Here is a 6,672-nt window from a genome sequence, read left to right on the forward strand (position 1 = left end):
ATTGCAGAAATTTTCTGCGGGTAAACTGTTGTGTCATAAAATATTCCTCAGTGGTAAATGGAATGTCTCCGGCATTTTCGCCAGTTTTTTCGCTGCAAAAGCAACTATGAACAGCCAGAACATTCGAGTATCGAGTCGCTGTTTGCACAACCAAACAGTTTTTTGCTCATTCCTAGTGAAGCATTACACGCAGTCTCTTTAAGAGTAAACAACCCTAATAACATACTGGAAATGAAAAGAATTTTGGATGAATCAAAAATCCGCTACAGCCGGAATCTGGGCATTTTCATTACGATCGCACCCAACATCATGAAATAAATCAACTATAAACTATGTTATAATTGTCATTTTGAAGACATATCGCTGCAACATTTTATTTTATCTTCAAAATTTTCTCTATAATGCTGAAATAATATATAAAAATTTACAGTGTTTTGCGACCCTGAAAATTCATTAAAAAAATATATCAGGCATCAAGCCTATGTTTATTAGTATTTCAGGCACAGTAAAATGCTTTTATAAGTATGGCTATTTTACTACTAGTACTTTACCGCATTGAGCATGATATGAGCTTTTTATCATCAGGAGGAAATGTACTGGCACACAATCAGACTAAGCAAGTAGGCCAGATTTTGTTTTTACTGCTTGCTAAATAATAGATTAAGGTATTTAATAAATATATATTTCTGTTGAGGGGCGGCATGTACAGAAGTAAGCAGCAAATAAAGCGCATCTATGCGATTGCCTTTCTGGTAGGCGGGCTTTTTCTGGTCTGCAGCCTGATGCTTCTGCGGCACGCAACAGGGCAGGTTGAGCAGGTCAGCATCATTCATCTATATGAAACAACCACACAGTTGCGCGTACTTTTGCAGCGCCAGCTGACGCAGAATTTTCAAACTCTCAACAGCCTTGCCATCACCGTTGGCTATATGCCTCAGCAGAAAACACTTCCCCTTCTCAAAGAAATCAATAGTAACAGCGATTTCATACGGATAGGCATCGCCAATTCTTCTGGCAAGGCAGAAGTGGCAGACGCTCACGGAACCGTCCATCAGGATGTTGATTTATCCAGAGAAATTTTTTTCCGTAGAGCCCTCGCCGGACATCCGGCTATTTCCCCTCCGCGCAAGAATCCTCGAGGTCCTGGCAGGGTAATCTACTGTGCGGTACCTGTTGAGCAGGGCAATCAAATTAGTGAAGTGCTGTTCGGAGTAACCAAGGCAGAGGTTTTTCTTAATATTCTGGAAACGCCTCTCTTCAATGCAAAAGGATTTGCGTCCTTGATCGACGCGCAAGGACGCGTTGTGTTGTCTCCCGAACTCAGCCCTGTTGATGGCCTGGGCAGTGTCTTTAATCTGGGGCATATGAGTGAAGTCGATCGCCGGGATGCTCTGGACGGCATGGCTCATGGCCGTAGAAGCTACTTCTTGTATGAAAACGGCAATAAACAGTATCTGGCGGCATTTGATCCTATTCAGAGTAACGACTGGTTCCTTTTCTGCGCGGTTCCTCTTGATGCGCTGGGTCTGGTCTCCCCATTGTTGCTGTATGGCGGGGGCGTTGTCACAATCCTGGCTTTGCTCTGCTTTATCTTTTTGACATGGCGCGTGTACCGCCTGACCGAATGGCGCGACCGGCAACTGCAAAAACTAGCGTTTGTGGATCCCGTTACAGGGGGCATCAACAGCCACCGGTTACGCCTGGAAGCAACAACCCTGCTGCATGAACACCCAGACACGGTTTTTGCCATATGGTTGGCCGACATTAAAAATTTCAAATTTTATAATAAAATGCTGGGAGTTGAAGCAGGAGACAAAGAACTGCGCCGCATTGCGCGCGTGCTGGAAAAAGAAGGACAAGGGGCACTTGCCCGGAGCTGTCACATTTCAGGTGACACCTTTGCAGGAATTTTGCCTTTCACAGGACGAGAAAACATCATCGCCATGTGTGCCCGAGCCGCTAGCGATGTGGAAAATGGCGCATACCAGTCATCGCATATTTTTCCTCTTCGACTGCATATTGGCATTTACACGACCGACACGGTTGAAGATGAAGAACTGCCCTTTATGGAAATGATAAACAGAGCCAGCATCGCCCTGCTTGTTGCCAAGTCGCAGGATGAGAGCGCCTTTCACTTCTATACTGATGAAATTTGCGACCATGCCCTGAACCTCTGCACCAAGGTAAAATAGCATTGCCAGCTTCGCACCCCGCAAGCGCCGCGTTGTGTAAGGAAACAACTGCCCGCTTCCAAGAGGCTCTTTAATCAGTGCTTCCGTAAAATCACATTCCAGCAAGCCCGAGCTATTTGCTGCTCCAGAATTCTGGCACCATGCGGAAGCAGTAGTTTTTTAACCAAAAAAAACTCAACCACTCCCCCTTCAATTATCAGGGCAAATTCCCGGCGCTCAATCCGGCCATTCTGCCAGGCTGAAAAAAACGTGGGCAGCGCCGCATGTGTGTAAATGTATCTTGCACCCTAAGGCCGATGGTGCTATTGGGAATCTTTGTTTCAAAATTTGCCATATACGGCTACTGTTCCCAGGCTGTGCCTGTCGTCGATTTTTTTTCGCAGGCTGGCGCCCTTTTTATTCCCCTCCCCCCTGCAACAGAGGCAAAAAAAATGCCCATCGCCATTCCGCGCTCTGGCGCTGATGATAGACCCATTGTTCCTGATGTCTGCATAAGCGACCTTTCACAACTGGTCATCCGCTCCGCCACTGTGGCGGATGTGCACGGCATGTCGGCGCTTATCAACCAGTATGCTTCGGCCAATGTCATGCTGGCCCGTGGGCCCCAGTATCTGTACCAACACATACAGGACTACATGGTTGCTACGGCTCCTGCGGTGGATGGCGGTCAAGACGTCATCGTGGCCTGTGGAGCTGTGCATGTTCTGTGGTCAGACCTTGGCGAAATCCGCTCTGTGGCGGTTCATCCGTCCTGTCAGGGACAGGGCTTTGGCAGACGCCTTGTGTCGATGCTGGTTGAGCGCTGCCGCAGCCTCGCGCTGCCAAGGGTTTTTGTTTTTACTCTTGTGCCAGATTTTTTTGCCAAATGCGGCTTCACTGAGTTTGACAGGGATGACATGCCCCCAAGCGTATGGGTTGAATGCAGCAAGTGCCCAAAATTCTACTGCTGTGACGAAATTGCCATGCTTCTACATTTGTAACGGTTCGCGCGCCTGAAATGGCGTACGCCGTCATCAGAGACGGCCCAACCGGCACGGATTGGCCAGTCATATTTTGCTTTGGTTGACCAGCCCTCACTTCATCTAAAGGCGGAACAGCGCATGAACAGACTGCAACACAGAGACTTTCTGAAGGAAACCGACTTCACGCCGGAAGATCTCACTTATTTGCTGGATTTGGCGGCCAACCTCAAGCAGGCCAAAAAAGCACGCCGCGAACCCAAGTTTTTGCGGGACAGAAATGTTGTCATTCTGTTTGAAAAAGATTCCACCAGAACCCGCTGTTCCTTTGAAGTGGCCGCTTACGACCAGGGTGCCAATATAACCTATCTTGGCCCCTCGGGTTCACAGATGGGAAAAAAAGAATCGCTGGCCGACACCGCCCGCGTGCTTTCGCGCTTTTATGACGGCATCGAATACCGGGGTTTCGGCCAGGAACGCGTTGAAGCTCTGGCTGAGCACGCCTCTGTGCCCGTATGGAATGGGCTGACTAACGAATGGCATCCCACGCAGCTTCTGGCAGATATGCTGACCATGCGCGAATGCTGCCCCAAACCGCTGAATGCTCAAACGATGGCCTACCTTGGCGATGCACGCTACAATATGGGCAACTCCCTTATGGTCGGGTCTGCCCTGCTTGGTGTGGATTTTCGCTCCATCGCCCCCAAAGCGCTATGGACCTCTGATGAGGTGTATGAAGTGGCCTGCCAGATCGCCAGCAAAACGGGAGCGCGTATCAGCCGCACCGAAAGTGTGGAAGAAGGCGTTCGCGACTGTGACTTTTTGTCAACTGACGTATGGGTCTCTATGGGTGAGCCTGATGACGTATGGAAAGAGCGCATAGAGCTGCTCACCCCTTATCGCATCACTGGAGACACAATGCGCCTGACTGGCAATGACGACTGCAAATTTTTGCATTGCCTGCCAAGCTTCCACAACCGCAGCACGGCGATGGGCGAAGAAATCTTCCAGCGCTTCGGCATTGACTGCATGGAAGTGAACGACGAGGTTTTTGAATCGCCACGCAATATGGCCTTTGAAGAAGCGGAAAACCGTCTGCACACCATCAAGGCCGTAATGGTTGCAACACTGGCCGACGAGCCGCTCGTTTTTGATGAAAATATTGCCTGAGTAAATGTGCAGCGTAGCCAAATACAGGATGCGGGAAGGTGTTCAAAACATGCTCGACCGCAAAAATGCAATGGCGGCAAACAGACCCCAGCCATGCCGCCTGGCGAAGACTTAAAGATTGACGAGAGATAGCGCTATCTCTATAGTGGTGCGCCACAGCGGTGGACGCCAGTTGGCATAATCACCTACGCGCCCGTAGCTCAGTTGGATAGAGCAGGAGCCTTCTAAGCTCTTGGTCAGGGGTTCGATTCCTCTCGGGCGCGCCAATAAAAAAAATCAGGATGTTACATGCAAAAACATGTAACATCCCTTTTTGTTTTTCATCCTATACTCGTTTTTTGTCACCCACTTGCAGCCTAGCTTCAACCCCAGGAAATCCGTGCCTAACTTGTGGCAAAAGATCGCTTGGATTTAAATAAATACGGCCCCGTAAATAAATAGGCCGCAAGTTGGCACTCATTCGCGCATCAATTGGCATTAATCGGCATACAAAAATCAGGAATTAGCCCTAACGCCATTTCGGGCTTGAAAGAGAGCATTATGAACAGCTGCAGACGGCGTTGCTAGTCGGTTTTGAGTAATTGCACATAGCGAACCTGCTTAAGTCTATGCAATGCAGCCATATTGATATTATTGCACGGATATTCGCCGCACTGGCCGCTTTTAGGCTGTGCTTCTGCCAACATCTTATGACAATCAGCCCACCCAGTTCATGATTAACTGAGGTACGGCCAACAACTCAGTATTCTATCGGTGCTATTCCGGGAGGCTTCTCAGAGCTGCCACCAAAGCCAAGGGCAGCATGGTGCCGGGCTTTTCCTTTATCTGTATCAGGCGTATCCTGCTCGGAGAGACTAAGACTTCACTGGAGAATTTTTGATGACTGGTTTTGAGCAGAAGATACATATTTCCGAGCATGACATAGACAGACAGGGGCGCGTCAATAATGTTTGCTACGTCCAATGGATGCAGGACATAGCCACTGCGCACACGGCTTCCAAGGGATGGGACATGGCCCGCTACGAAGCACTGGGGCAAGGGTGGGTTGTGCGGCAGCACTCTGTCACATACAAGCGCCCGGCATTGCTTGGCGACGTTATCTCGGCGGCCACATGGATAGCCTCCTTCGCGTCTCGACAATGCATGCGTCGATACCTTTTCGTCCGTGAGTCAGACAACGCAGTACTGGTGGAGGCTGAAACACAATGGGTTTACATTGATATCACCAGCGGAAAACCAGTTAGAGTTCCAGAAGCCCTCATCGCAGCATTCACTACTCATAATGAAGAAAAGGAATAAAAACCCTCATCAAGACAACAATAAACGTTTTTGAAATGCTGCCTGCAGAGTAAACTTGTTTGCAACCATTCCACTCTGTGTTGACACAAAAATGTCTTCAACAAAAACAAAAGCAAAGGCTTACAGATTTAGCGCAGCAAACCTTTGCTTTTTGCTGATTTCAGAGAAATCAAATAGCGCTCATAACAAAATTTCTTACACCTGTTTTGCCTGCATAGCAGATCCGTTCGATACACAACAATGTCGTCTTACACAGACTGCTCTGCATCCACAGCCCCCTTGCAGGAGGGCAATGGCATTAAAATAACAAGATAAGCAAAAACCACGAAAGATTATCCCATCTTCCTGCGTTCTGTAATGCTCTGTCCGCCTATCCCCCAGTTATCCATATCTACTTCCTCAATAATGACTACAGTAGTTGCGGGATTTTTATTGAGCACCCGAACTAGCAGTTCGGTCGCGCCTTTAATCAATTCCGCCTTCTGCTCCGCAGTAGGTGCTTCTTTACCGCCGGTTACCTTGATATTTACAAATGGCATAATTTCTCCTGTATTTGTCAATTTTCATTAATGCATAAATGATTAACAAGCTTACTGCACCACTTAAACTACTCTGACTTCACTTGCAATGGCGGCTAATCAACCTTCAAAATAGTCTTGCGTTCTTGCGATGCGCCTCCATGCTCTTCGGTCGATACCCATCAGATATTTTCAAGGCACACCCAACGTTTCTGCCCGTGGTAAGCTGCTCACGAAAAGAACCAACGCCCAAGTGGTGTCCGTCATGCAACGCTTCGTTACGACTGCTCGTAAATACGTCGGCTTACACATTGGCAAATCCTATTCAGCAACATGAGGAAAGCCTAACCCCGACATTGTGCAAGAACAATAAAGGACAATGCTGGCTTCTGTTTATGTAGCCTAAGTTTTCCGTCCCAAGCAGAACCATCAGACAACAAAAAAAAACACAAATCACTGATCAATCATTGAGGACACTGCTTGGTGTGAAGATCGCAGGTCAAAACTACTGCCTGATCGGCCCGAACGGCGCCG

6 protein-coding genes and 1 tRNA gene are annotated in these 6,672 nt (G+C 48.3%); 6 read left to right on the top strand and 1 reads right to left on the bottom strand.

All coding sequences use genetic code 11. The features are described from left to right. The 6 genes from QM579_RS02605 to QM579_RS02630 all read left to right on the top strand — a co-directional run. On the top strand, positions 1-202 hold a 202-nt coding region (locus QM579_RS02605; protein WP_414997669.1), incomplete at its 5' end, for a hypothetical protein. Between the two features lie 499 nt (positions 203-701). Then, a complete protein-coding gene (locus QM579_RS02610; protein ID WP_414997670.1) occupies positions 702-2,192 on the top strand; it encodes a diguanylate cyclase domain-containing protein in 1,491 nt (496 codons plus the stop codon). A gap of 431 nt (positions 2,193-2,623) precedes the next feature. Further along, a complete protein-coding gene (locus QM579_RS02615) occupies positions 2,624-3,172 on the top strand; it encodes an N-acetyltransferase (protein ID WP_414997671.1) in 549 nt (182 codons plus the stop codon). Between the two features lie 120 nt (positions 3,173-3,292). Continuing rightward, positions 3,293-4,321, top strand: a complete 1,029-nt coding sequence (argF, locus tag QM579_RS02620; RefSeq protein WP_414997672.1) for an ornithine carbamoyltransferase — start codon at positions 3,293-3,295, stop codon at positions 4,319-4,321. A 189-nt stretch (positions 4,322-4,510) separates the two neighbouring features. Beyond that, a tRNA-Arg gene (locus QM579_RS02625) sits at positions 4,511-4,587 on the top strand. 613 nt (positions 4,588-5,200) lie between these two features. Continuing rightward, complete coding sequence (locus QM579_RS02630) at positions 5,201-5,620, top strand: acyl-CoA thioesterase (RefSeq protein ID WP_414997673.1); 420 nt, start codon at positions 5,201-5,203, stop codon at positions 5,618-5,620. Positions 5,621-5,952: 332 nt separating this feature from the next. On the opposite strand, the gene QM579_RS02635 is transcribed toward QM579_RS02630, so the two are convergent. Next, positions 5,953-6,159, bottom strand: coding sequence for a tautomerase family protein (locus QM579_RS02635; protein ID WP_414997674.1), 207 nt, complete (start codon positions 6,157-6,159; stop codon positions 5,953-5,955). Between the last annotated feature and the right edge of the window lie 513 nt (positions 6,160-6,672).

The sequence above is a fragment of the Desulfovibrio sp. genome (genome assembly GCF_047607245.1).
Lineage (GTDB): Bacteria > Desulfobacterota > Desulfovibrionia > Desulfovibrionales > Desulfovibrionaceae > Desulfovibrio.